The 25,027-nt window shown below is 72.5% G+C and carries 30 protein-coding genes; 22 read left to right on the top strand and 8 right to left on the bottom strand.

The window, feature by feature from the left end; translation table 11 throughout:
- The coding region (locus tag ETD85_RS17335; RefSeq protein WP_138690748.1) for a TetR/AcrR family transcriptional regulator at positions 1 to 691 on the top strand (691 nt) is incomplete at its 5' end.
- 178 nt (positions 692 to 869) lie between these two features.
- Here ETD85_RS17335 and ETD85_RS17330 read toward each other — a convergent pair.
- Positions 870 to 1,748, bottom strand: coding sequence for a sigma-70 family RNA polymerase sigma factor (locus tag ETD85_RS17330; RefSeq protein WP_138690747.1), 879 nt, complete (start codon positions 1,746 to 1,748; stop codon positions 870 to 872).
- Between the two features lie 84 nt (positions 1,749 to 1,832).
- Between ETD85_RS17330 and ETD85_RS17325 the strand changes: the two genes are divergently transcribed.
- Positions 1,833 to 2,282, top strand: a complete 450-nt coding sequence (locus ETD85_RS17325) for a carboxymuconolactone decarboxylase family protein (RefSeq protein ID WP_138690746.1) — start codon at positions 1,833 to 1,835, stop codon at positions 2,280 to 2,282.
- Between the two features lie 209 nt (positions 2,283 to 2,491).
- On the top strand, positions 2,492 to 2,944 hold the full coding sequence (locus tag ETD85_RS17320; protein WP_206058366.1) for a hypothetical protein: 453 nt from the start codon (positions 2,492 to 2,494) through the stop codon (positions 2,942 to 2,944).
- On the opposite strand, the gene ETD85_RS17315 is transcribed toward ETD85_RS17320, so the two are convergent.
- A complete protein-coding gene (locus ETD85_RS17315; RefSeq protein ID WP_206058365.1) occupies positions 2,905 to 3,075 on the bottom strand; it encodes an AraC family transcriptional regulator in 171 nt (56 codons plus the stop codon). The genes ETD85_RS17320 and ETD85_RS17315 overlap by 40 nt on opposite strands.
- 18 nt (positions 3,076 to 3,093) lie before the next feature.
- On the opposite strand from ETD85_RS17315, the gene ETD85_RS67500 reads away from it, so the two are divergent.
- A complete protein-coding gene (locus ETD85_RS67500) occupies positions 3,094 to 3,378 on the top strand; it encodes an SDR family oxidoreductase (protein ID WP_379507311.1) in 285 nt (94 codons plus the stop codon).
- A 253-nt stretch (positions 3,379 to 3,631) separates the two neighbouring features.
- On the opposite strand, the gene ETD85_RS17305 is transcribed toward ETD85_RS67500, so the two are convergent.
- On the bottom strand, positions 3,632 to 4,093 hold the full coding sequence (locus tag ETD85_RS17305; RefSeq protein WP_138690745.1) for a MarR family winged helix-turn-helix transcriptional regulator: 462 nt from the start codon (positions 4,091 to 4,093) through the stop codon (positions 3,632 to 3,634).
- 123 nt (positions 4,094 to 4,216) lie between these two features.
- Here ETD85_RS17305 and ETD85_RS17300 point away from each other — a divergent pair, with 123 nt between their 5' ends.
- The 11 genes from ETD85_RS17300 to ETD85_RS17250 all read left to right on the top strand — a co-directional run bounded on the left by ETD85_RS17300 (position 4,217) and on the right by ETD85_RS17250 (position 14,765).
- A complete protein-coding gene (locus ETD85_RS17300) occupies positions 4,217 to 5,020 on the top strand; it encodes an ABC transporter permease (RefSeq protein ID WP_240779204.1) in 804 nt (267 codons plus the stop codon).
- Positions 5,017 to 6,534 (top strand): ATP-binding cassette domain-containing protein, encoded by a 1,518-nt coding sequence (locus tag ETD85_RS17295; protein ID WP_138690743.1) that lies wholly within the window; start codon positions 5,017 to 5,019, stop codon positions 6,532 to 6,534. Before ETD85_RS17300 ends, ETD85_RS17295 begins: the two co-directional genes overlap by 4 nt.
- 35 nt (positions 6,535 to 6,569) lie before the next feature.
- Positions 6,570 to 8,165 (top strand): ABC transporter substrate-binding protein, encoded by a 1,596-nt coding sequence (locus ETD85_RS17290; RefSeq protein WP_138690742.1) that lies wholly within the window; start codon positions 6,570 to 6,572, stop codon positions 8,163 to 8,165.
- A 12-nt stretch (positions 8,166 to 8,177) separates the two neighbouring features.
- Positions 8,178 to 9,194, top strand: a complete 1,017-nt coding sequence (locus ETD85_RS17285; RefSeq protein WP_138690741.1) for an LLM class flavin-dependent oxidoreductase — start codon at positions 8,178 to 8,180, stop codon at positions 9,192 to 9,194.
- The gene (locus ETD85_RS17280) at positions 9,191 to 10,117 is read left to right on the top strand and encodes an ABC transporter permease (RefSeq protein ID WP_240779203.1); all 927 of its coding nucleotides are present in this window, start codon (positions 9,191 to 9,193) and stop codon (positions 10,115 to 10,117) included. Before ETD85_RS17285 ends, ETD85_RS17280 begins: the two co-directional genes overlap by 4 nt.
- 99 nt (positions 10,118 to 10,216) lie before the next feature.
- Entirely contained in the window at positions 10,217 to 10,969 is a 753-nt protein-coding gene (locus ETD85_RS17275) for a peptidylprolyl isomerase (protein ID WP_138690740.1), read from the top strand.
- Positions 10,970 to 11,332: 363 nt separating this feature from the next.
- A complete protein-coding gene (locus ETD85_RS17270; protein ID WP_138690739.1) occupies positions 11,333 to 11,743 on the top strand; it encodes a TOBE domain-containing protein in 411 nt (136 codons plus the stop codon).
- 41 nt (positions 11,744 to 11,784) lie between these two features.
- Positions 11,785 to 12,558: a molybdate ABC transporter substrate-binding protein gene (gene modA, locus ETD85_RS17265; protein ID WP_138690738.1), complete on the top strand. Its 774-nt coding sequence runs from the start codon at positions 11,785 to 11,787 to the stop codon at positions 12,556 to 12,558.
- Positions 12,559 to 12,706: 148 nt separating this feature from the next.
- Positions 12,707 to 13,468 (top strand): ABC transporter permease, encoded by a 762-nt coding sequence (locus tag ETD85_RS17260; protein ID WP_240779202.1) that lies wholly within the window; start codon positions 12,707 to 12,709, stop codon positions 13,466 to 13,468.
- Positions 13,450 to 14,496 carry an ABC transporter ATP-binding protein gene (locus ETD85_RS17255; protein ID WP_240779201.1) on the top strand — a complete coding sequence of 349 codons (1,047 nt, stop codon included), beginning with the start codon at positions 13,450 to 13,452 and terminating at the stop codon, positions 14,494 to 14,496. The genes ETD85_RS17260 and ETD85_RS17255 overlap by 19 nt, the downstream gene beginning before the upstream one ends.
- On the top strand, positions 14,493 to 14,765 hold the full coding sequence (locus ETD85_RS17250; protein WP_138690736.1) for a hypothetical protein: 273 nt from the start codon (positions 14,493 to 14,495) through the stop codon (positions 14,763 to 14,765). Before ETD85_RS17255 ends, ETD85_RS17250 begins: the two co-directional genes overlap by 4 nt.
- A gap of 110 nt (positions 14,766 to 14,875) precedes the next feature.
- Here the strand turns inward: ETD85_RS17250 and ETD85_RS17245 are convergent, their stop codons facing one another.
- Positions 14,876 to 15,832, bottom strand: a complete 957-nt coding sequence (locus tag ETD85_RS17245) for an NADP-dependent oxidoreductase (RefSeq protein ID WP_240779200.1) — start codon at positions 15,830 to 15,832, stop codon at positions 14,876 to 14,878.
- A gap of 85 nt (positions 15,833 to 15,917) precedes the next feature.
- Between ETD85_RS17245 and ETD85_RS17240 the strand changes: the two genes are divergently transcribed.
- From ETD85_RS17240 to ETD85_RS17230, 3 genes are all read left to right on the top strand, one after another.
- Complete coding sequence (locus ETD85_RS17240; RefSeq protein ID WP_138690735.1) at positions 15,918 to 16,343, top strand: winged helix-turn-helix transcriptional regulator; 426 nt, start codon at positions 15,918 to 15,920, stop codon at positions 16,341 to 16,343.
- 64 nt (positions 16,344 to 16,407) lie between these two features.
- Positions 16,408 to 16,875: a MarR family winged helix-turn-helix transcriptional regulator gene (locus ETD85_RS17235; protein WP_138690734.1), complete on the top strand. Its 468-nt coding sequence runs from the start codon at positions 16,408 to 16,410 to the stop codon at positions 16,873 to 16,875.
- 86 nt (positions 16,876 to 16,961) lie between these two features.
- Positions 16,962 to 17,567 (top strand): response regulator transcription factor, encoded by a 606-nt coding sequence (locus ETD85_RS17230; protein WP_138690733.1) that lies wholly within the window; start codon positions 16,962 to 16,964, stop codon positions 17,565 to 17,567.
- Here ETD85_RS17230 and ETD85_RS17225 read toward each other — a convergent pair.
- Positions 17,493 to 19,415 carry a sensor histidine kinase gene (locus tag ETD85_RS17225; RefSeq protein WP_170246722.1) on the bottom strand — a complete coding sequence of 641 codons (1,923 nt, stop codon included), beginning with the start codon at positions 19,413 to 19,415 and terminating at the stop codon, positions 17,493 to 17,495. The two genes, ETD85_RS17230 and ETD85_RS17225, sit on opposite strands and share 75 nt — an antisense overlap.
- Before the next feature lie 243 nt (positions 19,416 to 19,658).
- Here ETD85_RS17225 and ETD85_RS17220 point away from each other — a divergent pair, with 243 nt between their 5' ends.
- Both ETD85_RS17220 and ETD85_RS17215 read left to right on the top strand, forming a co-directional pair.
- Positions 19,659 to 20,063 carry a hypothetical protein gene (locus ETD85_RS17220; RefSeq protein WP_170246721.1) on the top strand — a complete coding sequence of 135 codons (405 nt, stop codon included), beginning with the start codon at positions 19,659 to 19,661 and terminating at the stop codon, positions 20,061 to 20,063.
- A 30-nt stretch (positions 20,064 to 20,093) separates the two neighbouring features.
- The gene (locus ETD85_RS17215) at positions 20,094 to 20,930 is read left to right on the top strand and encodes an NmrA family NAD(P)-binding protein (RefSeq protein ID WP_138690730.1); all 837 of its coding nucleotides are present in this window, start codon (positions 20,094 to 20,096) and stop codon (positions 20,928 to 20,930) included.
- A 37-nt stretch (positions 20,931 to 20,967) separates the two neighbouring features.
- Here the strand turns inward: ETD85_RS17215 and ETD85_RS17210 are convergent, their stop codons facing one another.
- The 3 genes from ETD85_RS17210 to ETD85_RS17200 all read right to left on the bottom strand — a co-directional run bounded on the left by ETD85_RS17210 (position 20,968) and on the right by ETD85_RS17200 (position 23,052).
- A complete protein-coding gene (locus ETD85_RS17210) occupies positions 20,968 to 21,864 on the bottom strand; it encodes a DUF4097 family beta strand repeat-containing protein (RefSeq protein ID WP_138690729.1) in 897 nt (298 codons plus the stop codon).
- Between the two features lie 27 nt (positions 21,865 to 21,891).
- Positions 21,892 to 22,419, bottom strand: coding sequence for a toxin-antitoxin system HicB family antitoxin (locus ETD85_RS17205; RefSeq protein WP_138690728.1), 528 nt, complete (start codon positions 22,417 to 22,419; stop codon positions 21,892 to 21,894).
- Positions 22,420 to 22,500: 81 nt separating this feature from the next.
- Complete coding sequence (locus ETD85_RS17200) at positions 22,501 to 23,052, bottom strand: helix-turn-helix domain-containing protein (RefSeq protein WP_138690727.1); 552 nt, start codon at positions 23,050 to 23,052, stop codon at positions 22,501 to 22,503.
- A gap of 58 nt (positions 23,053 to 23,110) precedes the next feature.
- Between ETD85_RS17200 and ETD85_RS17195 the strand changes: the two genes are divergently transcribed.
- Both ETD85_RS17195 and ETD85_RS17190 read left to right on the top strand, forming a co-directional pair.
- The gene (locus ETD85_RS17195; RefSeq protein WP_138690726.1) at positions 23,111 to 24,376 is read left to right on the top strand and encodes an alpha/beta hydrolase; all 1,266 of its coding nucleotides are present in this window, start codon (positions 23,111 to 23,113) and stop codon (positions 24,374 to 24,376) included.
- Between the two features lie 135 nt (positions 24,377 to 24,511).
- Positions 24,512 to 24,904 carry a hypothetical protein gene (locus ETD85_RS17190; protein WP_138690725.1) on the top strand — a complete coding sequence of 131 codons (393 nt, stop codon included), beginning with the start codon at positions 24,512 to 24,514 and terminating at the stop codon, positions 24,902 to 24,904.
- Positions 24,905 to 25,027: the final 123 nt, after the last annotated feature.

Raw genomic sequence — 25,027 nt, 5'->3', positions numbered from 1 at the left:
GCCCTCCGGCTCGCCTGACAGCCGGCCCGCTGAGGCCCCCGGCGGCCCGCCTTCTGGCGTTTCCGATGGCACTCCGCCGGGTGCCGGTCGTCCGGCGCGCGCGGACGCGCGGCGCAACCGTGAGAAGCTCCTTGCCGCCGCACGGGCCGCCTTCGCGGCGGCAGACGACACGGTCGCGCTCGAAGCCATCGCCCGCGAGGCCGGGGTCGGCATCGGTACGCTCTACCGCCACTTCCCCACCCGCGAGGCGCTGGTCGAAGCCGTCTACGGCGCCGAGCTCGACGACGTCACCACCAGCGCCCCCGCCCTGCTCGCCGAGCTGCCGCCGGAGGCCGCTCTCCGCGCCTGGATGGACCGTTACGCGGTGTTCGTCGCGACCAAGCGCGGAATGATCGACACGCTTCGGGCCGGCTGGGCGTCGGGGACCATGGCGACACCGACCACGCGGGAGCGCGTCGTCGGCGCGATCGCGACGATCCTCGCCGAAGGAGCGCGTACGGGCACGCTCCGGGCGGATGTCGACGCCGAGGACATCACCACCATGCTCCTCGGCGTCTTCCTCTCCACGACGGCCGGCAACACGCCGGAACAGACCGGCCGGCTCCTCGACCTCGTCGTCGATGCCCTACGTCCGTTCGCCGGACCGGAGGACCAGCAGAGACCCGCCGCGGATCGCCCTCCCCGGGACTGACCCAGCCGTCCCAGGGAGGGCCTGTCCCGAACGGACCGGGGTCCGACGGGCGTCGTACCGGCGCCGATCCGGGCCGTGCCTGGTGCCGAGCTGGGCCGTACCCGGCGCCGATCCGGGCCGTGCCCGGGGCCGATCTGGGACGTACCGGCATCGGCCCGGGCCCGTGTCGGTGCCCGGCTCAGCGGACCTCCGACAGGTCTATCGACGCGAGCCTGGCGGGGTCGGTCACGCTCGCGATGGCGGCGATCCGGCCATCGACGACCGTGAACGCGACCACCGACACCGGAGTGCCGTCCTTGTGCCACGCCACGATCCCCGGCAGGCCGTTGACGAGCACCTCCTGTCCCCGCACCGTCCCGCCGGCGGAGATCCGCGCGCCGGCCGCGACCTCGGTGGCGCCGAGGACGACGACCGTCCCGTCGGCGGTGTCCACGGTCAGCCGCACCTCGGGATCGAGTACGCGCAGCAGCCCCTCGAAGTCGCCGCGGTGCGCCGCAGCCAGAAAGGCCTGGACCACCTCGCGCTGCTTTCGTCCGGAGGCCGCCGGCCGCTGGGGCGCCTGCACCTTCTTGCGGGCCCGGCTGGCGAGCATCTTGCTGGCGTCCGCGGACTTGCCGAGGATCTTGCCGATCTCGTCGAACGGCACCGCGAACAGGTCATGCAGCACGAACGCCAGCCGCTCGCTGGGCCCGAGCGAATCGAGGACGACCAGGAGCGCGAGCCCGACCGAGTCGGCCAGCGCCACGTCGTCCTCCGGCGCGGGGCCGTCGGCGGCCGTCACCACGAGCTCGGGCAGCCGGTCGTCGTACGACGCCTCAGGACGGGCCTGGCGCGATCGCAGGACGTCGAGGCTGATCCGGCCGACCACCGTGGTCAGCCAGCCGGCCAGGTTGTGGATGGTCGCCGTGTCCTGGCGGGAGAGCCGCAGCCAGGCCTCCTGAACCACGTCCTCGGCGTCGGCGTGCGATCCGAGCATGCGGTAGGCGACCGCGCGCAGCCGGTCGCGCTGGGCCTCGAACGCCTCGGCCACCGGGTCCGCCGGGCTGGTGTCGGACATGTTGTTACCTTCCTCAGAACTGCTCCGTCATGGTTCATGACGGGCCCGGACGGGCGTATGTAACCAAATGAAGGAGCAAGGACGATGCAAGCACGTATGAAGAGCGCGAGTGACCCCGGGGTGATCACGGCGATCCAGCACCTCTACAAGGCGATGCACTCCGGTGGCGTCGACGCGCGCGTGCTCGAACTGGTCCACCTGCGAGCCAGCCAGATCAACGGCTGCAGCCCGTGCGTGTACGCCGGGATCGAGTCGGCCAGGAAGCAAGGGGAGACCGACGAGCGGCTGCACAGCGTGGTCGCGTGGCGCGAGACGCCCTTCTTCAGCGACGAGGAGCGGGCGGCGCTCGCACTGACCGAGGCCGCCACCCGGATCCAGGACGGCGCGCCGGGCGTGACCGACGAGATCTGGGAGGCTGCCGCCGCCCACTTCGACGAGAAGCAGCTGTCCGCGATCATCCTGGACATCGCGCTGACCAACTTCTTCAACCGGATCAACCATACGATCCGGGAGCAGGCGGGCAAGACTTGGTGAGCTGACGCCGCCGGCAGACGGTGATGGTGGCGGCCCGGCGTTCACTTGCCTGAACGGGCCGCCGCCACGGGCCGCTGCCACGGCCCGCCGCCACGGCCCGCCCGGAGCGATCATCATGGCGTACGCGATGTACTGACCCACGACACCAAACAGGAAGCGAGTTCGTGATTCGGTTGAGAGCGAAAGACCATCCGCTGATCCAGGCGCTCGTGTCGCTCGGCCTTCCCCCGGAGGATTTCGTCATCGCGGGCAGCGGGCCGTTGCTGGCACACGGCATCAAGCCGAGCATCGGCGACCTCGACGTCGTCGCCCGCGGCAAAGCCTGGGCCCAGGCCCTTTCGCTCGGCACGCCGGCCTCGTCGCCGTTCGGCGAGCAGGTCGAGAAGGTGCAGCTCCTGGACGGGAGAATAGAGATCTTCAACGGCTGGTTTCCCGAGGCCGGAACCGTCGATGACCTCATCGCCCGGTCCGAGGTCATCGACGGCCTCAGATACGAGTCGTTGGCCGACGTATGCCGGTGGAAGCGAAATCTGGATCGCCCCAAGGACCGAGCGGATCTGGAGCTGATCGAGCGGTACACCTCCGGCACGGCGGCTGATCAGGGCTCCGGCGCGAGCGCGCCTCAGCAGGCTTGGAGCGCGGGCAGGCGACCGGCGAAATAGGCCGCCGGGGTGACGCCCATCAACGTACGGAACTCGGCCGTCATGTGCGACTGGTCGTAGTAGCCGGTCGCCGCGGCGAGCTGCCCCCAGGGCGCCTCCCGCCGCCGCCCCAGTGCGAGCACCTTGCGCACGCGCCCGGTGCGCTCGAAATGATTCTGGTGACAGGTGCCACGGGCACGATCGGCAGTGAGGTGGTCCGGCTGCTGGCGGCCGGGAGTGAGGACGTACGGGGGATGACGAGGGACCCATCGAAGGAGGCCGCGCGGCCCGGCGTGGAGTTCGTACGGGGCGACTTCGGCGACCCCGGGTCCCTGGCCGGGGCGGCGCGGGGGCGGAGGCCGTCTTCCTGCTCAGTGCCCCCGGCCCCTGGGTTCCCGAGCGCGACACGGCGATGCTCGCCGCCGCGCGGGTGGCGGGCGCGCGGAAAGTGGTGAAGCCTCCAACGCGTTGCTCTGGGCTCTCGCGATCCGCGCGGCCGCGCCGGATCCCGAACATGACGGGGAACGGCGCGCAGGGCGTCGTCGATCCCCGGGACGTGGCCGAGGTCGCGGTGCGGGCGCTGACGTCCGGCGGGGAAGCGGAGACCCGCCCGCTCACGGGGCCGGAGCTGCTCAGCGTGCCGGACATGGCCAAGGTGCTGGCGCAGGCGCTCGGCCGGCCCGGCCTGGAGACGGACGGTGCCCCTGCTCAGTTCGCCCGCAGGCGTTTGGTCACGCGTGCGGAGACGTCGGCGAGGAGGTCGAGCCGGTCACGGTCGAGCGGGTCGATGAGCCACTTGCGGATGTGCCGGGCACGTGCGGGGGTCGCCCGGTCGATGGCGGTCCGGCCGTCGTCGGTGAGCGTGATGAGCGTGCCGCGGGAGTTGGCGGGATCCTGCTCGCGGGCCACCAGCCCGCGCGCGGCCATCCGCGTCAGGTGGTGGTGCAGCCGGCTCTTCTCGAACTCCGTGACACCGGCGAGCTGGTAGGCGCGCAGCCGTCCGCCGGGTGCCTTGCGCAGCGCGGTCAGGATGGCGAAGTCGGGCTCGGACAGGCCGGTCTCCTGCTGCAGGTCGTGGCTCATACGCCGCCAGAACAGGACCTGCATCTCGAAGTACGCCTCCCAGACGCGGCTGTCATGCTCGTCGAGCCCCTCGTTCTCCTCCGGCATGGGCTGATCCTAGCCGCGAACTCATCGAGTTGACATGTCAGCTCGATGCGGGGCACTATTTCGGGTGATACGTCAACTTGACGATATTTCCTATTTTTCCTACCTGCTTTAGGCAAGGCGATCGTGCCCGTCCGCTCCCTCCCACTGCTCTCGCTGGCCTGGCTCGCGATCATCCTCACCGCCACGGTGGCGCCGCGTGTGTTCACCTCGCGAGACCCGCTCGCCGTCGACCCCGCCGTACGACTCAGCGGCCCATCCGCCCTCCACCCCCTCGGCACCGACCAGCTCGGCCGCGACCTGCTCGCCCGGCTCGTCCACGGCACCGCGCTGTCGCTCGGCTCCGCGTTGACGGCCACTCTGGTCGGTCTCTGTCTCGGCACCCTGCTGGGAGTGCTGGCCGGGTTCCTGCGCTCATGGCCGGACACGGTGATCATGCGCGGCGCCGACATCCTGCTCTCCATCCCCGGCATGCTGCTGGCGCTGGTGCTCCTGGCGGCCCTCGGCCCCGGCGTGCGCAACGTGGCACTTGCCGTCGGCGTGGGCAGCGTCGCCACCTGCTCGCGGGTCGTGCGGGCCCACGTCCTGCGCGTCCGCGAGAGCCCGTACGTCGAGGCGGCGCGCTCCGGCGGGGCCCGCTGGCCGCGGCTGCTGCTCCGCCACGTGCTGCCCAACTCCATGGGTCCCGTCTGGGCCCTGGCCACGCTGGAGCTGGGCGCCGCGATCCTGGCGGTCTCCGCGCTGAGCTTCCTCGGCTACGGCAGCCGCCCGCCCACGCCCGAATGGGGATCGCTGGTCGCCGAGGGCCGCGACGCCCTGCGGCACGCGTGGTGGCTGACCACGTTCCCCGGGCTCGCGGTGGCCGCCACCGTGGCCGCGTGCGGCGGCCTGTCCCGCGCGCTCGGCGGCGAGGGGGTCGTCGCGCGATGAGCAGCCCCGCGGAGCCGCTGCTCGACATCAAGGGCCTCACCGTCCGCTATCGGGTCAAGGGCAGGACCGTCACGGCGGCGAACGCGTTCGACCTGGACGTCCGCCCGGGCGAGATCGTGGCGTTGACGGGCCCCTCCGGATCCGGCAAGTCCACCGTCGCCCACGCCGTGCTCGGGCTGCTGCCGACCACCGCCGAGATCACCGCGGGCCGGATCACGTTCGCCGGCCAGAGCCTGGCCGGCCTGCCGGAACGCCGCATGCGTGCCCTGCGCGGCAGCCAGATCGCGCTCATCCCGCAGGACCCGGGGGCCGCGCTCAACCCCGTGCAGCGGGTCGGCGCCCAGGTGGCCGAGGCTCTCATCGTGAACGGGCTGGCCGGTCGCCGGGACGCCCCGGCGGCCGTGATGGATCTGCTGGCCGAGGCGGGTGTGCCCGACCCGGGCCGGCGTGCCGGGCAGTATCCGCACGAGCTGTCCGGCGGCCTGCGCCAGCGCGTCCTCATCGCGATCGCCATCGCGGCCCGCCCGCGGCTCATCGTCGCCGACGAGCCGACCAGCGCCCTGGACTCCATCGTGCGCGGCCAGATCCTGGACCTCGTCGAGTCCCTCGCCAGGGCCGCACGCACCAGCGTGCTCATCGTCACCCACGACCCGGCCGCGGCCGGGCGGGCCGACCGCGTGGTCACGATGGGAGCCGACGTCCGCCCCCGGTTGCGACCGGCCGCGCCCGTTGCGCCCGCGTCCGCAGAGGCGCACCTGCGGGTGGAGGGGCTGGTCAAGGAGTACCGGCCGGCCGTGCGCGCGGTGGACGAGGTGTCCTTCACCCTCCCGGCGGGCCAGACGCTCGCGCTGATCGGCGAGTCGGGGTCGGGCAAGTCGACCGTCGCCCGCATGGTGCTGGGGCTCGTCGAGCCCACCGCCGGGCGGATCATGCTGGGGGACACCCCGATCACCGGGGCGACCGGCGCCCGGCTCAGAGAGCTGCGCCGGCACGTGCAGATCGTCTACCAGAATCCGTTCACCTCGCTGAACCCCCGGATGACGGTCCGCCAGATCGTCACCGACCCTCTGGCGTCCTACCGGATCGGCACGCGCGCCGAGCGGCGGGCCCGGGCGGCCGAGCTGCTCGACCGGGTCGGCCTGCCGGCCGCACTGCTGGACCGGCGGCCCCGCGAGCTGTCCGGCGGGCAGCGCCAGCGCGTCGCCATCGCCAGGGCCCTGGCGCTGAGCCCGGACCTGCTGATCTGCGACGAGCCGACCTCCGCGCTGGACGCCGCCGCGCAGGACCACGTGCTCGCCCTGCTCGCCCGGCTGCAGGACGACCTCGGCCTGACGTACCTGTTCATCTCCCACGACTTCGCGGCCGTCCGGCGGCTCGCCCACCACGTCGCGGTCATCCGCGACGGGCGCCTCGTCGAGACGGGCCCCGCCGCGCGGGTGCTCGCCGCGCCCAGACACCCCCACACCCAGGCTCTGCTGGCCGCCGCGCCCGCCTCACCGGCGCTGCAGAGCTGACCCTGACCCACCTTCCCAGCACACCAGGAGCACCCATGCCAGCACGAACACGGGCCACCGCCGCCGGTCTCGCTCTGGCGGCCGCACTGGCCGCCTGCGGAACGGCCGAGCCCGCCGCGTTGCCCGCACCCGCCACACCTCAGCGCGGCGGAACGATCACCTTCGGCCTGCAGTCCCCGCCCCAGAGCGCCAACCCGCGCCAGTTCACCGACACCGCCACCGTCTACATCGCCCGCCAGCTCGCCGACTCGCTCGTCGCCCAGGACCCGGCCACCGGCGAGATCGTCCCGTGGCTGGCGCGATCGTGGGAGGTCAACGAGAACGCCACGCGCTTCACCTTCCACCTGCGCGCCGGCGTCACCTTCCCCGACGGCAGCCCGCTCACCGCCGAGGTCGTCAAGGCCAACTTCGACGATCTGCTCGCCAACAAGGCCAAGCTCAATCCCGCCATCACCGCGGTGATCAGCTCGCTCAAGGGCGCCGCCGCCACCGGAGCCGACGAGGTGAGCGTCACCTTCAGCCGGCCCAACGCCCCGTTCCTCCAGGCGGCCACGGGCACCGCCCTGTCGATCCTGGCGCCTGAGACCCTCCGCCTGCCCTTCGACCAGCGGTTCGACAAGATCGTGGGATCGGGGCCGTTCGTCCTGGACTCGCTGAGCGGTGACAAGGCCACGCTGAGCCGCCGCGCGGGCTACGGCTGGGCCCCGCGAGGCGGCAAGCAGGGCGAGGCGTACCTGGACAAGGTCGTCTTCACCGCCATCCCCGAGTCGGGCGTGCGCGCGGGCAGCCTGGAGTCGGGGCAGGTCCAGGCCATCGGGGACGTGCCGCCCGCCGACGCCCAGTCCCTGCGTGACGGGGGCTTCCAGCTGGTCACTCACCCCAACCCCGGGCTCGTGTGGGGGCTGATCCCGATCTCGGCCCGCGCGCCCCTCGACGACGTACGCGTGCGCAGGGCGATCTCCCTGGCCGTCGACGGCACGGAAGTCCGCGACACCGTACTCAGCCCCGACTTCGCCCCGGCGACCAGCGTCCTGGCGGCCACCACGCCCGGCTACGCGAACCTCGCCGCCAAGGTCGGGTTCCGGCCGGAGGAGGCGGCGCGGCTCCTGGACGAGGCCGGCTGGACGGCCGGGCCCGACGGCGTACGCGCCAAGGGCGGCAAGAAGCTGTCCCTGGTCGTGGGCTGGTTCCGCAACTACAGCGCCAACCAGCGCATGCTGGAGCTCATCAAGGCCCGGCTCGGCGCGGTCGGCGTCGACCTGCAACTGCTGGAGCAGACCGGCGGGCAGCTCCTCGACGGGCTGGCCAAGGCCCGCTACGACTTCTTCTGGACGAACGGCACGCAGGCCGACGGCGACATCCTGCGCTCCAGCTTCTCCTCCGCCCCGCCGAACTACTACCGCATCGACGACCCCGCGCTGGAGAGGCTGCTGCAGCAGCAGGTCGCCATCGGCGGGAAGAAGGCCCGCGACGCCGTGCTCGCCGAGATCCAGTCGCACCTCGTCGACCAGGCCCTGTTCATCCCCGTCGTCGAGCAGACCACGGTGCTCGCGGTCGCCCCGTCACTTCACGGGATCACCCTCGGCGCGGCCTCGGAACTCACCCAGCTCGCCGCCGTCTGGCTGTCGTAGAAGGAGACCCCGATGAAATTCCTGCTGCTGCCCCACCTGCCCAGCCCTGACAAGCCGGACGCCGTCCAGGTGCGCGAGCTCGTCGAGCTCGCCGTCCTGGCCGAGGAATGGGGCTTCGACGGCTACGCCATCGGCGAGCGCCACGACCGCCCGGCCGTCTCCTCCTCCCCGCCGGTCCTCCTCGCCGGGATCGCGGCGCGTACGTCCAGGATCAAGCTCTTCACCGCCGTCACCACGCTCGGCCACCTCGACCCGCTGCGGGCCTTCGAGGACTACTCCACGCTGGACATCCTGTCCGGCGGCCGGCTGGAGCTCATCATCGGCAAGGGCGCCTACCCGCGCTCCTCCCAGCTGTTCGGCGTCACCCCCGACCGGCAGTGGGACCTGCTGCGGGAGAACTACGCGCTGTTCCGGCGGCTGTGGAACGACGACGACGTCACCTGGCCGGCCAGATCGCTGGAACACGCCGAGGCCCTGCCGCGCCCCGAACGGCCGAACCTGCGGATCTGGCACGGCAGCGCCACCAGCCTGGAGTCCGCCGACTTCGCCGCCCGCCACGGCGACCCGCTCTTCTCCTCCAACGGCACCGGCCCGCCCGGCCCGTTCGCGGCGCTGATCGACCACTACCGCGAACGGCTGGCCGAGTACGGCCACGACCCGGCCAGGGCGCTGGTGGGCGCGGGCACCGCGGGCTACTTCGGCCATCGCGACTCGCGGGTGGCCGTGGAGCGCTACCGGCCGGTGTTCGAGGCCCGGCTGAAGGTCAACAAGCGGTACGACCGGGGCTCGATCAGGTACGACACCGTCGAGGACTGGATCGCCGGCAGCTCGGTGCTGGTCGGCAGCCCGCAGCAGATCATCGAGAAGGTGGCCGAGCAGCACCGCCTGTTCGGGCACGAGGTCATGCACATCCACGTGGACGGCGAAGTGCTCGCCCGCGAGGACTACCTGGCGACGCTGGAGCTGTTCTTCACCGAGATCGCGCCGGTGCTGCGCAAGGAGCTGCCGAGCCGGTCGCTGGACGAATGATGGCCGGCTATCTCCTGCGGCGCCTCGGCCAGGCGGTCTTCGTGCTGTGGGCCGCGTACACGGTGTCGTTCTTCGTGCTGTTCGCGCTGCCGGCCGATCCGGTGAGCGTGATGGTGGGGCCGGGCGCCAGGCTCACGGCCGCCGAGCTGGCCGCGATGCGGGCCGACCTCGGGCTGGATCGTCCCCTGGCCCTGCAGTACGTTGCCCGGCTGGGCGACGTACTGCGGGGCGACCTGGGGGAGTCGATCCAGTACCGCCGGCCGGTCACCGCGATGATCGGCGCGGCGCTGCCGCAGACCGCCCAGATCGCCGGCGCGGGGCTGGCGCTCGGCCTGCTGCTCGGACTTGCGCTCGCGCTGGTCACCGGGCTGGCCCGCGGCCGGTGGCGGGTCCTGGCCGCGCTGCCACCGCTGGGTGTCGCGGTGCCGTCGTTCTGGGTCGGGCTGCTGCTTCTGCAGCAGTTCTCCTTCCACTGGCGCTGGTTCCCGGCGACGGGCGGTCAGGGTCTGGCCGGCGTCGTGCTGCCCGCGGTCACGCTGGCCCTGCCCGCCGCCGCGGTGGTGGCTCACGTCCTGGGGCAGAGCCTGGGCGAGACCATGAACGAGAGCTACATCGACACCGCCAGGGCCAAGGGCGCCTCGCCGCTGCGGGTGTTGGCGGGGCATGCCCTGCGCAACGCCGCACCGCCCGCGCTGACCATGGCGGGGCTGCTCGTCGGCGGGCTGCTGACCGGATCGGTGGTGGTCGAGACGGTCTTCTCGCGCCAGGGCCTGGGCCGGCTGTCCGCCCAGGCGGTCAGCGGCCAGGACCTGCCGCTCGTCCAGGGGCTGGTCCTGTTCGGGGCGGCGGTCTTCGCCGTGGCCAACCTGCTGGTGGACCTGCTCCACCCGCTGCTGGACCCGAGGGTACGGGCCCGCGGGTGACGCCCCGGATCGGACAGGCTCGCGCCACCCTCTTGACTGCGCTGGTCAGATCGACTAGACCACAGAAAGCCCGGCGATCATCACGCAGTGGAGGACACGATGTCCGGCAGAGCGTTGGTACGACTCGCGGCCCGCGCCGCGTTATCCGCAGTCACGACGGGCTCGCTGATCGCGATCGGCGCGGCGCCGGCCGCGTCGTCGGTCGCGGACCGGCCGCCGAGAGTGACCAAGGGGCCGTGCCAGTACACCGAGACCCCCGATGACCCGGCCGTACGGAAGGTGCCGCTGCCGCCGGACCCGCGACGCACTCCCACCCGCCCGGTCTCCGCGGTGCTCAAGACCAACCACGGCGACATCGGGCTCGCCCTCGACCCGGCCAAGGCGCCGTGCACGGTGCAGAGCTTCGTGCACCTGATCCGGCACCGGTTCTACGACGTCACGTCGTGCCACCGGCTCACCGCGTACGACCGGCTGAAGGTGCTGCAGTGCGGCGACCCGAGCTTCACCGGCGAGGGCGGGCCGGGCTACCGGTACAAGGACGAGCTGCCCACGGATCTGCCGCCGTGGCCGGGCGACACGACCGGGGTGCGCAAGACGTACGCGCGCGGGGTGCTGGCCATGGCCAACGCCGGCCCTGACACCAACGGCAGCCAGTTCTTCCTGGTCTACGGCGACTCCGGGCTGGCGCCCAACTACACGATCTTCGGCACGGTGGACGCCGCCGGGCTCGCCGCGCTCGACCGCATCGCCGCCGGCGGCATCCAGCCGGCGCCGGACGGCCCCACGCCTCCGGTGGACGGCAAGCCCGTCCTCCCCGCCGACATCCAGGACGCCCGGGTGCGCCACCGGTAGGCCGAAAACGACTGGCTCCAGCCAGACGCCCTGACGCGGGCCGTGCCCCGGCGAGTGCCGGCGGGGCACGGCCCGCTTCGCGTCGCGGCCAGGGCGACGGCGGGCGGCACCTGCGGTTGAAGGCGCGAGCGCGGTGAGCGAGGTTCTCGGAGTTCTCGGAGTTCTCGGAGTTCTCGCGGGTTGTCGCGGGTTGTCGCGAATTGTCGCGAGTGTGAACGCGATGGCCCGGTGACCGGGTGAGCGCAGGCGGGGCCCGGCTCTCTGCTCTTTCGCGGATGCCATGGCAGAGCGGCGGATCCAGCCGCTGATGCAGCAGAAGACGGGTATTCAGGGTTGAATGTGCGAAAGGTAGGGTGAGGACTTGTGACGACGTTTCGGATCAGCGAGGCCGCCGCGTTGCTCGGGGTCAGCTCCGACACCGTCCGCCGCTGGGTGGACGCGGGCCGGCTGCGGGCCGACAGAGACGAGCACGGCCATCGGCAGGTGGACGGCGCCGACCTGGCCGCGTTCGCCCGTGCCCAGGTCGAGACGGTCGACGGCGGCCGGTCCTCGGCCCGTAATCGCTTCCGCGGGATCGTGACCGAGGTGGTCCGGGATGCGGTGATGGCGCAGGTGGAGATCGCCGCCGGGCCGTTCCGGGTGGTGTCGCTGATGAGCCGCCAGGCCGCCGACGAGCTCGGCCTGGAGGCAGGGGTGGTGGCGGTCGCCGTGATCAAGTCCACCAACGTCGTCGTGGAGATCCCCGGCCACGAACGCGTGGTCAGCAGCCTGTGAGGAGCCCCCCTTTGGTGATCAGTCGTATTTCCAGGTGGGCCGTGGCCCTTCCTGTCGCGCTCGCGCTGGGGCTGTCGGGATGCGGCTCCGGCGACCCGGCCACCTCCTCGGCCTCGGCTTCCGCGCCGGCCCCCGCCGCGGGCGCCAAGGAAGTGACGGTGTTCGCGGCGGCGTCGCTGACCGGCACGTTCACCGAGCTCGGCAAGGTCTTCGAGGGCGCGCACCCGGGCACCACGGTGAAGTTCAACTTCGGCTCCAGCGCGACCCTGGCCCAGCAGATCACCCAGGGCGCGCCGGCCGACGTGTTCGCCGCCGCCAGCCCGGCCACCATGAAGACGGTGACCGACGCGTCCCTGGCGAGCGCGCCGGCCACGTTCGTGCGCAACAAGCTGCAGATCGCCGTCCCGGCCGACAACCCGGCCAAGGTGGACGAGCTGAAGGACCTGACCGACCCCAAGGTGAAGGTGGCGCTGTGCGCCGAGCAGGTGCCGTGCGGGGCCGCGGCGGTGAAGGCGCTGGCCGCGGCCGGGCTGAAGGTCACGCCGGTCACCTTGGAGCAGGACGTCAAGGCCACCCTCACGAAGGTCGAGCTGGGTGAGGTGGACGCGGCGCTGGTCTACAAGACCGACGTCATCGCCTCGGCGGGCAAGGTGCAGGGCATCGCCTTCCCCGAGGCCGACCAGGCGATCAACGACTACCCGATCGCGACCCTGGCCAAGGCGCCCGCCGGTGACCTGGCCAGGCAGTTCGTCGATCTGGTGCTGTCGCAGCCGGGCAAGGACGTGCTGACCAAGGCCGGCTTCGAGGCGCCCTGACCGGATGACCGCCTTCAAGCGTGCCGAACCGGTGGACCCGCGCGACGGGTCCACCGGTCGCCCGGCGTCATCCGACCGGGGATCCGGCCGGGGATCCGACAGGACAGCCGGCCGGACAGCCGAGCGGGCTTCCGGCCGGCTGCCCTGGATGCTGCTGCTGCCCGCGCTGGCCGGGCTGACGTTCCTGGTGCTGCCGCTGGCCGGGCTGCTGATCCGCGCCCCCTGGCCGACGCTGCTGGAGCGGCTGGCCGAGCCGCAGGTGCTGGAGGCGCTGCGGCTGTCGCTGGTGTGCGCCACCGTCGCCACCGCGGCCTGCCTGCTGCTCGGCGTGCCGCTGGCCTGGCTGCTGGCCCGGGTGGACTTCCCCGGCCGGCGGCTGGTGCGGGCCCTGGTGACCGTGCCGCTCGTGCTGCCTCCTGTGGTCGGCGGCGTGGCGCTGCTGCTGGTGCTGGGCCGGCGCGGGCTGGTCGGGCAGTGGCTGGAGTCGAGCTTCGGGATCACGCTGCCGTTCACCACGGCCGGGGTGATCGTGGCCGAGGCGTTCGTGGCGATGCCGTTCCTGGTCATCAGCGTCGAGGGTGCGCTGCGCGGCGCCGACCAGCGCTTCGAGGAGGCCGCCGCCACGCTCGGCGCCTCGCGCCTGACGGTGTTCCGCCGCGTCACGCTGCCGCTGATCATGCCGGGCGTGGTGGCGGGGGCGGTGCTGTGCTGGGCGCGGGCGCTGGGGGAGTTCGGCGCGACGATCACGTTCGCAGGCAACTTCCCCGGCACGACGCGGACGATGCCGCTGGCGGTCTACCTGGCGCTGGAGACCGAGCCGGAGGCGGCGATCGTGCTCAGCCTCGTCCTGCTGGCCGTCTCGGTGATCATTCTGGCCAGCCTGCGCGACCGGTGGGTGAGCGCGCCGTGACCCTCGACGCCAGGCTCGTCGTCACCCGGCCCGCCTTCACCCTCGACCTCGCGCTCAAGGCCGCCGCCGGCGAGGTCGTCGCGCTGCTCGGCCCGAACGGCGCGGGCAAGACCACCGCCCTGCGCGCCCTGGCCGGGCTCACCTCGCTGTCGGGCGGCGAGATCGTCCTCGACGGGGCCCCCATGCACACGCTGGCCACCGAGGAGCGGCCGATCGGCGTGGTCTTCCAGGACTACCTGCTCTTCCCGCATCTGTCCGCCCTGGACAACGTCGCCTTCGGCCCGCGTTGCCAAGGCGTGCCGAAGGCGGAGGCCCGCCGCGCCGCCGCCGTCCTCCTCGACCGCGTCGGGCTCGCCGCCCACGCGGCGGCGAAGCCCCGGCAGCTGTCCGGGGGCCAGGCGCAGCGCGTCGCGCTGGCCCGGGCGCTGGCCGTACGGCCGCGGCTGCTCCTGCTGGACGAGCCGCTGGCCGCGCTGGACGCCCACACCCGGCTGGAGATCCGCTCGCACCTGCGCCGCCACTTGAGCGAGTTCGACGGCGCCACCGTGCTGGTCACCCATGATCCGCTGGACGCGATGGTGCTGGCCGACCGGCTGATCGTCATCGAGAACGGCGCCATCGTCCAGCAGGGCCCGCCGATCGAGGTGGCCCGCCGCCCGCGTACCGACTACGTGGCCAGGCTGGTCGGGCTCAACCTGTACCGGGGTCTGGCCGACGGGGCGCGGGTCAAGGTCGGCGAGCTGATGTTCAGCACGTCGGAACAGCTGGAGGGAGCGGCGTTCGTGGCCTTTCCACCGGCTGCCGTGGCGCTCTACCGCGTCCGGCCCGACGGCAGCCCGCGCAACGTCTGGCAGGCCCGCATCGAGGGCATCGAACGCCACGGCGACAACGTCCGCGTCCACCTCGACGGCCCCATCACCGCCTTCGCCGACATCACCCCCGCCGCCGTCGCCGACCTCGACCTGACCGCCGGCCAGCAGGTGTGGGCGTCGGTCAAGGCCACCGAGACCCACGCGTATCCGGCATGAGCGCCGGGCGGGGCGACCGCGTTCACGAGTGCAACGCCATCTGCCTGGGCGGCCCCTGCCACGGCCTGCTCACCCACATCGATCAGGACATCGGCGTCCTGGTCGTCCCCGTACCGCGTCGCCTGCCCGGAGAGCCCGAGGCGTGCGCCCGCTACCGCGTCACCCGCGAGCGCGTGCGCTACTCCGGCCGGAACGAGCCGTACGTCGCCCTGCACTGGGCCGACGCACCGCCCCCGCCGCCGTGCTCGTGCGGCGGCCTAGCCCCATAACCGGTCGTCGGCGCACACCCTGAGGTCGGTGACCTGGCTGATGTGCCTGCCCGCCACACCCACCTCGCCGTTGCGGACGTACGGGAGGCGGGGACCGGCTGGGCAGGCGGTCAGGCGGCTTCGTCCACCGTGAGCACGATCTTGCCCTTGACCCGGCCGGTCTCGCTGAGCTCGTGCGCCCTGGCCGCCTGCGCCAGCGGGAGAACGGTCTCGACGGCGGCCCGCAGGGTGCCTGCTCGCACCAGCCCCGCGATCGCCTCCAGGTCGGCCGCCGAGGGGGTGAAGCCGAACTCGACGAACCGCAGGCCGCGCTCGCCGGCCAGCTTGCGCACGTCGCCGCGGTCTGGGCCGGAGCCCCGTACGTCGATGAGCGTTCCCCCGGGTGCGAGGGTGTCCAGCGAACGGGGGCCGTAGTCGCCGGCGATCGGGTCCAGGACGACGTCGATGTCGTGCGCGGCCGTGGCGAAGTCGGTCTGCGTGTAGTCGATGAGCTCGTCGGCGCCCAGTTGCCGGAGGAAGGCGTGCTTGCCGGCTTGGGCGGTGCCGATCACGTACGCGCCGCGGGCCTTGGCGATCTGCACGGCCAGGTGGCCCACGCCGCCCGCGGCGGCGTGCACCAGGACCCGCTGCCCCGCGGTGACGGAGGCGACGTGGGTCAGCGGCTGCCAGGCGGTGAGCGCCGTGGTGGGCAGCGCGGCGGCCTGCACGTGATCCAGCTCGGGCGGCATGAGGCTGAGCCAGGTGTCCGGCACCGCCGCGTATTCGGCGTACGCGCCGTAGGGCGGGAAGGCGTTGCCGAACACCGCGTCGCCCGGCCGCAACCGCGTCACCGCCTCGCCGACCCCCTCCACGACGCCGGACAGGTCCAGCCCGAGGGTGAACGGCGGCCGGCCCGCCCGGTGGACCTGGCCTGAGCGGATCTTCCAGTCGGCGGGGTTCACCCCGGCCGCCTTGATCCGGACCAGCACCTCGTGCGGTCCCGGCTCGGGCCGCCCGGTCTCGATGATCTTCAGGACCTCCGGACCGCCGAAGGCCCGCTGGCTCACGGCCAGCATGCGTGTGGTCATCGTTGATGTCCTTTCGTCGGCATCCATGCTGGCCATCGGGGGTTTCTCTTGTAAAGAAGGCACCCATTTGATATCTAGGTACCTTATGGATACCGAGTCGGGGCATGATGCCGATCTGGCCCGCACCTATCGCCGGGACTGCCCGTCGCGCACCGTCATCGAGGTTCTGGCCAACAAGTGGACCCTGTACGTCCTGGCGGCGCTGCGGCGACAGGACGGGCCGATGCGCTTCAACGATCTGCGCCGGCTCCTGGAGGGCATCACCCAGAAGATGCTGACACAGACGTTGCGCGCGCTCGAACGTGACGGGCTGGTCCGCCGGACGGTCTATCCCACCGTTCCGCCCAGGGTGGAGTACGCGCTGAGCGAGCTGGGCGTCGAAGTCGGCCGGCTGACCACCGCGATCGCCGACTGGTCGATCGAGCACGCGCCCGAGATCCTCGACAGCCGCCGGACATTCGACGCCCACGCCTCTGCCGACGTGCGACCTCTGCCACCCGCGTACACGTGATGATTCCTCTCGGCGGTCACGTATCTTGATCTCCAAGGTATGGTTTGAGAGTCAAGAGGCTTGGATGTCAAGGGATTCCGGGGAAGAGCTCCGCCGTGCGGTGGCCAGGGAGATGCAGGCGCTCCAGGCGGCCGTTGACGCCTACGACGACGAAGCGGCGCGATCGCTCGGCGTCAACCGCACCGACCTGCACTGCCTGGAGGTGCTCAACCAGCACGCCGCACTGACTCCCAGCCGGCTCGGGAGCGAGCTCGGTCTCACCACCGGCAGCGTCACCGCCATGCTCGACCGCCTGGAACGGCTGGGCTACCTGACCCGCTCTCCCGACGCCACCGACCGCCGCAAGACCCTCATCCAGATCACCGAAACCGCCCGTGAGCGCGCCTCGAGCCTCTACGGGCCGCTCGTCACGGAAGGCGACGCCCTCATGGCGGACTACACCGCCGCCGACCTGGAGCTGCTCGCCGCCTTCCTGCGCCGCAACCGAGAGCTCTACGAACGCCGGCTGGCGCGAGCGCGATCAGACTCGTGACCGTGCCCGGATGCCGGGCAGACCGCGATGTCAAAGGCTCGCCGGAATCACCGATACATTCTCCGCGTGACCGTTCCTGGGGCCAAGTGATCCGCGTCCTGCTCGCGGAGGACATGCACATTCTCCGCGAAGCGCTGGTCGAGCTGCTGTCACTGGAGGACGACATGGAGGTGGTGGCGGGGGTCGCCACCGGCCCGGAGATCGTGCCGGCGGCGTTGGAGCTCCGGCCCGACGTGGCCGTGATCGACATCGACCTGCCGGGGATGGACGGCGTGGCGGCGGCGGCCGAGCTGCGGAAGGCGCTGCCCGGCTGCCACGTCCTCATCCTGACGGCGCTGACCAAACCGGGCGTCCTGCGCAGGGCGCTGGGTGCCCAGGTCGCCGGTTTCCTCCCGAAGGACGTCCGGCCGGCCGAGCTCGCCGCGGCGATCAGGACCGTGGCGGCGGGGGGACGGGCCGTGGACCCGGCGTTGGCGCTGGTCGCGCTGGAGGCGCCGCAGAGCCCGCTCAGCCAGCGCGAGACCGAGGTGCTGCGGCTGTCGGCCACGGGTGCCCAGCCCGCCGAGATCGCCGAGCGGCTTTTCCTGACCTACGGCACCGTCCGCAACTATCTGACGTCAGCCGTGGCCAAGCTGGGGGCTCGCAACCGGGTCGACGCCCTCCGGATCGCCACCGAGGCCGGGTGGATCTAGGGCGAACTCCGCGATCACCTCGAACGTGCCGTCAGCCCGATGACCGGCCTCCACCCGGCCGCCACCGGTCCGCCGCACGAGGCCGCAAAGCCCGCTGCCGCCCTCTCCCTGCTTGGGCGCTCCGGCCGGGTGGGCGGTCGCGCGGGGTGCGGCGCCGTCGTTGACCACGCGCAGCCGTGCGGCTCCGTTCTGGGTGGTGACGGAGATGTCGCACGTCCGGGCCCGGCTGTGCCGCAGCACGTTCGTGACGGTCTCGCGGAGGGCGGCGGCCAGCGCGGTGTCGAGCGCGGGCGGCAGCGGGCCGGGCTCGATCCGCGCCGTGACGTCGATGCCGGCGGAGGCCAGCACCTCGCGGGCGACGCCGGCCTCGGTCGCCAGCCGCAGCTCGATGCCGTCGCCGGTGATGGCGTCGAGCTCCGCGAGCGCTCGTTCCACCAGTGACACGAGCGCGGCGATCTCGGTCCTGGCCCGGGCAGGGTCGGTGGCGAGCAGGCGTTCGGCCACCTCGCCCTTGAGCGCGACCGCCGACAGGCTGAAGCCCAGCACGTCGTGCAGGTCCTGGGCGATCCTGGTCCGCTCCCGCCGCACGGCGGCCGCGGCGAGCTCGCGCCGCGCCCGGTCCAGCACGACCACGAGCTCGCCGATGCGGCCCAGGCTGTAGACCAGCCAGGCGAGCATGACGTGACCGCCGAGGTTGGCGAGGACGTTCGCCGTCTCGGACCCGTACTCGGTCACCATGAGCGCCAGGTGCCCGGCCAGGATGACGCCGGCGATCGCCCAGGATCGAGGCGGTCGCACGTTCAGGAGCACCTTGCCGGTGAGGTAGCTCAGCACCCGGTCCCATGAGCCGGGGGCGAGCGCGAGGGGCAGCAGGATCAGCAGGCCCTGCGCGGCCAGTGTGACGCGGGTCTGGGGCATGACCTGCAGCGCCACGATCGCGGCGAGCCCGGCGGCGGCGAGGAGCAGCGCCGGCGCGTCGGCGTGATCGTAGTAGTAGAGCGTGGTCATCGCGAGCACGCACTGGATGAGCAGCACTGCGAGCAGCACGGACCGGGCCAGCCGGGGCGACTCGATCGGCGCGGGAGGCGCGGCGAGCGGATCGGCGTGGTACGCCGCCGCCACGGCCCGGACCTCCGCCAAGGTGTGCCGGGCCAGGGCGGCGCTCTCGCGTATGTCGTGCTGGGCGAGGGCGGTGTTCTCGCGTATGTCGTGCGGGGCGAGGGCGGCGCTCTCGCGTACGTCCTCCCGGGCGAGGGTGACGTCGTCCCGGGCCTGTGCCGGTCCCGCCCCGGCTGCCTTGCGCAGCCGGAACGCGATCGCCTGCAGTTTCCCGCCGAGGAGGCTCCACAGCTCCCGGTCCAGCCGCAGGCGCTCGCCCAGCAACGCCGGCCGGGCCAGCTCCTCCCGGGTGTCGTGCAGCCGGGCCACGGTTCCGACGAGCGCGGCCAGGCCGAACACGATGAGACCGTCGTCCGCCGTGACGATCATGAACCAGACCGAGTCGTAGACCCCGTACCCGAGCAGGGCGGCGCCCGCGCCGGCCGCGGCCACCGCGAGGGTGAACAGCGGCCAGGCCGTCCTGGCCGGCAGCGCGCAGAGGACACCGGCGGCCACCGTCCACGGCATCCAGTCCCACTGGGTCCCGACCACCGCGAACGGCAGCAGGTAGAGCAGCACCAGGGCGGCGAGCAGCCCGCGCCGGACGGCCGGGCGCGGACGCCGCACCGCGATCGCGATCAGCGGCGGGTACGGCAGCGTCGCGAGCAGCAGCGACAGCGGCGGGGCATCGCGCCACACCCCGCTCATGAAGCGGATGTAGAAGAGGATGCCGAACGCGGTCCACAACATGGCCCGGGCGAGCCGAAGCTGAAGATCGTCGGCCGTCCGCCCCACTGGCAATCCCGTCGAACTATGCGAAATGCATACCCGCCTGCTGACTGGGACACTATCGGCCATTTCCGGCCCGCTGCCACCATTTCCGGGACAGCGAGATCCCCACCACCTCAGCGGTGAACAAGGAGAACCCATGCGACAGACCGCCGCCGCGCCGCCGCACCAGGACCCGCCGCCCGCCCGCGCCGGAGCGCGCTGATGGAGCCCACCGAAGTCCTGTCGATCATCGCGATCCTGTCGATCGTCACGGTCGAGTTCGGCGGCCACGCGCTGCTGCGCTTCGTCACCACCGACGCCGGCCGGCTGGGGGAGCTCCGCGAGCGCTTCTTCCGCGCCGGTCACGCGCACGCCGGCGTCCTCCTGGTGCTCTCGCTCGTCTACCTGCTGTACCTGCCCCGCGCCGGATTCTCCGACGGCATGGAGTGGCTGTGCGGCGGAGCCCTGCTGGCCGGGGTGCTGGCGCAGTCGGGCGGCTTCTTCGTCCATCTGGGCATCGGCAGGGAAGGCCGCGGCTCGTACGGCACGGTGCTCACGCGCGCCGGGGCCCTGCTCCTGGCGGCCGCGCTCATCGCCCTGGCCGCCGGGCTCATCCTGGCCGCGTAGCTGGGCCACCACACACTAAGGAGGCAGTGCATGATTCTGGTCACCGGAGCTACCGGGAACGTGGGATCGGAGCTGGTCGACGCGCTGGCCGGGGCCGGCGAACGGGTGCGGGCGCTGGTGCGGAACCCGGCGGCCGGCGCTCCGCGGCCCGGCGCGGAGCTCGCCGGCGGCGACCTGAACCGGCCGGAAAGCCTGTCCGAGGCGCTCGACGGCGTCCGCGGCTTGTTCCTCCTGCCGGGCTACGCGGACATGCCGGGCCTGCTGGCCCGCGCCCGCGACGCCGGGGTCGGGCGCGTCGTGCTGCTGACGAGCGGCTCGGCCGCGCTGGCTGACATGGACAACGCCGTCTCCCGCTACATGGCACTCTCCGAGCGGGCCGTCCGGGAGTCGGGCCTGCCCTGGACGATCCTGCGGCCACGGGCGTTCATGTCCAACGTCCTTCGCTGGCTGCCGCAGCTCGAGGCCGGTGACGTGGTGCGGGTGCCGTTCGCGGGCGTGCCGCTCGCGGCCGTCGACCCGTACGACATCGCCGCCGTCGCGGCCCTGGCGTTGCTGGAAGACGGGCACGAGGGCCGGACCCACGAGCTGACCGGCCCGTGCGCGCTGCTGCCCGCCGACCAGGTGGCCGTACTGGCCAAGGTGCTGGACAGGGACCTGCGCTGCGAAGGGCTGACGAACGCCGAGGCGCGCGCCGAGATGGAGGCGACGATGCCCGTGCAGTACGTCGATGCGTTCTTCCGCTTCTACGCCGACGGCACGCTCGACGAATCGCAGGTCCACCCCACCGTGGAGGAGGTCACCGGGCGTCCGCCCCGCACCTTCGAGCAGTGGGCCCACGCCCACGCAGGCGCCTTCCGCAAGGGCTAGTGCCGCTGGGGCCGTGTCCGCCGGGCTCGTCGCAGGGTCAGGCGCGCCGGATCACGATGTCGCCGTCGTGGCTGCGGGCCCGGATCTCGACCGTCTCGCCGAACCCGTCGGGGCCGTCGTAGGCGTCGAGGGAGTTGCGCAGCCTGCCGTCGGCCGTGCTGACGTCGAGCAGCGCGGCCGTGCCCGGCCGGATGCCGACCTCCAGCTCGCCCGATGTGCTGGTCAGGACGACGGTGCCGCGGGCGACCTCGCCGATGCGGACGCCGCCGTCCACGTTCTTCGCCTCGACGCTGCCGTGGGCCCGGTTGACGTGCATGTCGGCGTTGGCGCCGATCAGCCGCAGGGTGCCGGTGACCTCACCGACGTAGCACTCCCCGTCGTCACTCCTGATCGAGGCGGAGCCGTCGATCTCGTCGATCCTGATCTCGCCGGAGTCGGTGCGGATCTCGGCGTGGCCGGTCGCGCGGCCGACGGTGATCTCGCCGCTGTCGCTGGTCAGATGGACCGCGGCGGCCTGGTCGAGCCGGATGTCGCCGTGGTCGGTGCGCAGGCGGCACTCGCCCAGGCGGCCCGTGCAGCGGAACCCGCCGTTGGCGCTCTCGCCCTGCACGTGGGACCCCGACGGCAGCTCGATCGTCACCCGGGCGGACTCGCCGCAGCTCCCCAGCAGGCGGGCCAGCCCCGACAGGACCCAGCTGTGCTGCCTGGCTCCCGCGGCGGCGGTCTGCCGGGACGTCTCGGGCTCCTGCCGCGCGGCCCTGACGACCAGCCGGCCGCTTTCGTACTCGATCCGCAGCGGGGGCGCCTCTTCCTCGTCCTCGCCGGGCCGCACGTCGACCACGGTGTCGGTACGGTCGCCGGCGATGATGGTGAAGTCGCCGTCGGGCAGGTCGATCCGGACCGAGATCGGCTCGGGGGTGTTGAACGTTGGCATGAGACTCTCCTCCATCGGTGATGCGCGTCAGCCGACCCAGCCGGTGTAGCGGCGTCCGCTTTCCGTGACGCGCCGCGCCGGGCGGCGGCCGGCGGACTCGAACGTGGCCGACACGGCGCGGACGAGCCAGGTGTTGACCGACAGCCCCTCCTGGCGCGCGGCCTCCTCGACCCGGACCTTGAGCTCCTCGGGCAGGCGGAAATTGATCCGCGCCGTGCCGCCGCCGCCCTCCTTGGACGCGCTCGCGGGAGGGACGTCCGCGTCGACCGGCTCGGCGACGGCCCGGTCGTCCTCGCCGAAGGGGTGGTCCGCCGGGGATCGCGTCACGACGAAATCGGGCTCGCCGCGGCGCAGGCGCACCTCCACCGAGCCCGGCGCGAGGTCGCGGGTGATCTCGTCGGCGGCCATCGACAGGGTCTCCAGCAGGATGAGCCGGAGGGAGGACTCGAGCGGCGCGGTGAGCCGCCCGGCCAGGGCGCGGGCGTCCTCACCTCCGGCCTCCGCCGCGACCGCGAGGTCTCGGAGGAGCCGGTCGACATAGGGCCTGAGATCCATGGCACCACTATGGCGCCAAAATGGCGCCAACGCAAGTCATGGTGGCGCCATCAGCTCTCCCGGGGGAGTCCGTGGCGGGGGTCAGTCGGCCTCGGGGCCGGTGGACGGCTCCTCCGCCGGGAACAGGATCGGGCTGAGCAGGTAGCGGGCGCGATCGGGCCGCGACTGGTTCGCCAGCCGGGGCGCGATCGCGCCGCGCAGCTCGCCGATCAGCTCCAGGAGCTCCTCCCGGCTGAGCCAGACGGCATGCTGCCGGTAGCCGACCAGGTCGGCCACCGGGTCGGCGTGATCCCGTTCGAGGTAGGCGTGGAACTCGGTGAGCAGGATGGTCATCGCCATGGCGAAGCCGCGCCGGTGATCGTCGGGCGACATCGACTCGATCATGCCGGCGTCGAACGAGGCCCGATCCTCGCGCAGCCGGTAGCGGCGCTCCACCGCGCCGCGCACCCGCCGCTCGTCGGCCACCTCCAGGATGCCCCCGGACGCGAGCAGCTCGATGTGCCGGTAGACGGTGGCCTTCGAGACGTCGGGGATCCGGGCGCACAGCTGGGAGGTCGTCAGCGTCCGGCCGCCGCGCATCGCGTGCACGATGCGGAGCCGGACGGGGTGTCCCAGGAGCTCGAAAGTGTCCACCTGCTTACGATCTCATATCGTGCTACCTTTCTCAAAAAACGAGAACAATGGAGCTGGGATGACGATGGGAACTGACCCGGCGGCGACGGCAGTCACGGTCGTCGAGCTGGCGCGGGAGGAACGCTTCGCCGACATCGAGCAGCTGTTCGCGCCGCCGCTGCGCGCGCTGGTCGGCGCGGAAGCGCTGCGGGAGGCCTGGACGGCCGAGACGGGCAAGATCGGTCCGGTCTCCGCCGTCGGCGAACCGGAGAGCGAGCCGGCCGGGGCGGGGCTGGTCCTCGTGAGCGTCCCGGTGACGGGCGAGCGCGGGGGGCTCGACGTGGTGATGACGATCGACGAGGACGGCAGGCTGACCGGTCTGCGGCTCGCGGCGGCCACCGCGCCCTGGGCCCCGCCGCCGTACGCCGATCCGGCGACGTTCGACGAGCAGGACGTCACGGTCGGCGACGGGCCCCTCGCCGTGACCGGCACGATGAGCCTGCCGCACGTGCCCGGCCCGCGGGCGGGCGTCGTGCTGCTCAGCGGGGGAGGGGCGTTCGACCGGGACGCCACCAGCGGGGCGAACAAGCCCCTCAAGGATCTGGCCTGGGGGCTGGCCGCCCGCGGCGTCGCGGTGCTGCGGTTCGACAAGGTGACCCACACCCACGGCGGCCAGGTGGCAGGCACGGCCGGTTTCACGATGACCGACGAGTACGTGCCGCACGCGGTCGCCGCCGTCCGGCTCCTCCAGCGGCAGCCGGGCGTGGACCCCGCCCGCGTCTTCGTTCTCGGCCACAGCATGGGCGGCAAGGTCGCGCCCCGGGTCGCGGCCGCCGAGGCGTCCGTCGCCGGTCTGGTGATCATGGCCGGCGACACGCAGCCGATGCACCAGGCCGCCGTCCGCGTGGTCCGTTATCTGGCCTCGCTGCACTCCGGCCCGGGGATGGAGGCGGCCGTCGAGACGATCACCCGGCAGGCCGCGGCGGTCGGCGGCCCCGATCTGTCGCCTTCGACGCCGGCCGAAGAGCTGCTGTTCGGCTGGCCGGCGGCGTACTGGCTGGATCTGCGCGGCTACGACCCGGTCGCGACCGCGGCGGCGCTGGACAAGCCGATGTTCATCCTCCAGGGTGGCCGCGACTACCAGGTGACCGTGACGGACGATCTCCCCGGCTGGCGGGCCGGCCTCGGTGACCGGCCGGAGGTCACGATCCGCGTCTACGACGCCGACGACCACCTCTTCTTCCCCGGCGCGGGCCCGTCCACCCCCGCCGGATACGAGCCGGCCCAGCACGTGGACCCGGCGGTCGTCGCCGACATCGCCGAATGGCTGACGACGGCCGCCTGACCGACGCGGGCTCCGCGCGCGCGTCAACAGCGCGTGAATGCGGGTAATGAAGCCGCATTGATGTCATCTAAATTGGCATTCCGCTGACCGCGGACGGGTTTCATGCAGGGACATTGTCTTTGGAAGGCATGGGTCATGCGTGTACGCCGTCCGCTGGAATTCCTGATCCCTGGTGGCTTCGGGCTGTCCGTCCTGGCCTGCGCGGCGGTGGCGTTGACGCTGCCCGCTCCCGAGGTCGTACCCCGAGCGGTGGTGATGGGCGCGGTCGTCGCGGCCTACGCCCTGTGGTCCCGCAGCGTGCTCGCCGGCCTGGCCACCGGGGTCATGGCCTGGTGCTTCACCACCGGCTTCCTGGTCAACGCCGCCGGCGAGCTGACGTTCACGCCCGGCGACCTGGTCAGGCTGACGGCGTTCCTGGCGCTGGGGCTCGGGGGAGGCGTGCCGCGGGCAGCCCGCGCGCGCCGTCGCCGGACCTCGCGACAGCCGGGTCAGGCGCTCTCGCGCACCCCGGTCGCGGACGCGTCCTGAGCGGCTGGTGTCAACGTCGCGTCAGGATTTCCGGGGTCGCGCGTCCGGAATGCGTAGTGATCATGAGGTGCCGGCAAAACCGGTTCTAGCGTCTGACATGTACGGCTTTTTCGTTGGAAGGAA

It is taken from the genome of Nonomuraea zeae (assembly GCF_005889725.1).
In the GTDB taxonomy this organism is placed as follows: Bacteria; Actinomycetota; Actinomycetes; order Streptosporangiales; family Streptosporangiaceae; genus Nonomuraea; species Nonomuraea zeae.
Note: the sequence above shows the minus strand (reverse complement) of the source record. Positions and strands in the feature narration are given on the sequence as shown.

Coding starts and splice junctions, on each gene's coding strand:
- ETD85_RS17285 (WP_138690741.1), top strand. CDS start 8,178: ATGAAATTCCTGCTGCTGCCCCACCTGCCCAGCCCTGACAAGCCGGAC.
- ETD85_RS17260 (WP_240779202.1), top strand. CDS start 12,707: ATGCTGCTGCTGCCCGCGCTGGCCGGGCTGACGTTCCTGGTGCTGCCG.
- ETD85_RS17275 (WP_138690740.1), top strand. CDS start 10,217: ATGTCCGGCAGAGCGTTGGTACGACTCGCGGCCCGCGCCGCGTTATCC.
- ETD85_RS17305 (WP_138690745.1), bottom strand. CDS start 4,093: ATGCCGGAGGAGAACGAGGGGCTCGACGAGCATGACAGCCGCGTCTGG.
- ETD85_RS17250 (WP_138690736.1), top strand. CDS start 14,493: ATGAGCGCCGGGCGGGGCGACCGCGTTCACGAGTGCAACGCCATCTGC.
- ETD85_RS17220 (WP_170246721.1), top strand. CDS start 19,659: ATGGAGCCCACCGAAGTCCTGTCGATCATCGCGATCCTGTCGATCGTC.
- ETD85_RS17295 (WP_138690743.1), top strand. CDS start 5,017: ATGAGCAGCCCCGCGGAGCCGCTGCTCGACATCAAGGGCCTCACCGTC.
- ETD85_RS17235 (WP_138690734.1), top strand. CDS start 16,408: ATGTCAAGGGATTCCGGGGAAGAGCTCCGCCGTGCGGTGGCCAGGGAG.
- ETD85_RS17330 (WP_138690747.1), bottom strand. CDS start 1,748: ATGTCCGACACCAGCCCGGCGGACCCGGTGGCCGAGGCGTTCGAGGCC.
- ETD85_RS17195 (WP_138690726.1), top strand. CDS start 23,111: ATGACGATGGGAACTGACCCGGCGGCGACGGCAGTCACGGTCGTCGAG.
- ETD85_RS17290 (WP_138690742.1), top strand. CDS start 6,570: ATGCCAGCACGAACACGGGCCACCGCCGCCGGTCTCGCTCTGGCGGCC.
- ETD85_RS17280 (WP_240779203.1), top strand. CDS start 9,191: ATGATGGCCGGCTATCTCCTGCGGCGCCTCGGCCAGGCGGTCTTCGTG.
- ETD85_RS17215 (WP_138690730.1), top strand. CDS start 20,094: ATGATTCTGGTCACCGGAGCTACCGGGAACGTGGGATCGGAGCTGGTC.
- ETD85_RS17240 (WP_138690735.1), top strand. CDS start 15,918: ATGGATACCGAGTCGGGGCATGATGCCGATCTGGCCCGCACCTATCGC.
- ETD85_RS17225 (WP_170246722.1), bottom strand. CDS start 19,415: ATGTTGTGGACCGCGTTCGGCATCCTCTTCTACATCCGCTTCATGAGC.
- ETD85_RS17325 (WP_138690746.1), top strand. CDS start 1,833: ATGCAAGCACGTATGAAGAGCGCGAGTGACCCCGGGGTGATCACGGCG.
- ETD85_RS17210 (WP_138690729.1), bottom strand. CDS start 21,864: ATGCCAACGTTCAACACCCCCGAGCCGATCTCGGTCCGGATCGACCTG.
- ETD85_RS67500 (WP_379507311.1), top strand. CDS start 3,094: ATGATTCTGGTGACAGGTGCCACGGGCACGATCGGCAGTGAGGTGGTC.
- ETD85_RS17190 (WP_138690725.1), top strand. CDS start 24,512: ATGCGTGTACGCCGTCCGCTGGAATTCCTGATCCCTGGTGGCTTCGGG.
- ETD85_RS17205 (WP_138690728.1), bottom strand. CDS start 22,419: ATGGATCTCAGGCCCTATGTCGACCGGCTCCTCCGAGACCTCGCGGTC.
- ETD85_RS17245 (WP_240779200.1), bottom strand. CDS start 15,832: ATGACCACACGCATGCTGGCCGTGAGCCAGCGGGCCTTCGGCGGTCCG.